Source organism: Mesorhizobium sp. M8A.F.Ca.ET.202.01.1.1 (assembly GCF_004791595.1).
Classification (GTDB): Bacteria; Pseudomonadota; Alphaproteobacteria; order Rhizobiales; family Rhizobiaceae; genus Mesorhizobium.
On the sequence record NZ_SRUN01000151.1, the window covers coordinates 1 to 336 of the forward strand.

Annotated in this window: 1 pseudogene; it reads right to left on the bottom strand. The window is 71.7% G+C overall.

Going from position 1 to position 336, the window contains the following annotated elements:
• Nucleotides 1-336 (bottom strand): annotated as a pseudogene (locus EN845_RS34250) (efflux transporter periplasmic adaptor subunit); the annotation flags it as partial.

Below are 336 nucleotides of genomic sequence, written 5' to 3' on the forward strand. Positions count from 1 at the left end.
CGGCGCCCCATGCCCGGGCCACCGACCCGCATCGGCATGCCGCCGCGGTTGCCGCCGCTGGCACCAGCACCGGCGGCGCTGGCTTCGCCGACCACCACGCGCTCGCCTTCCTTCAATCCCGACAGGATCTCGGCGGAGGCGCCGTTGTTGATGCCCACCGTGACCTTGCGCGGCTGCGGCTGGCCCTTGTCGTCCAGCACCCGCACCATGCGCTCGTTTCCACGGCGCTTCGGCCCCAGCGCCACCGCCGGCACCATCAGCACGCCCTTGGCCTGCTTGAGCAGTACCGAGACCTGCGCGGTCATGTCGATGCGCAGCGTGCCGTCGGGATTCTCC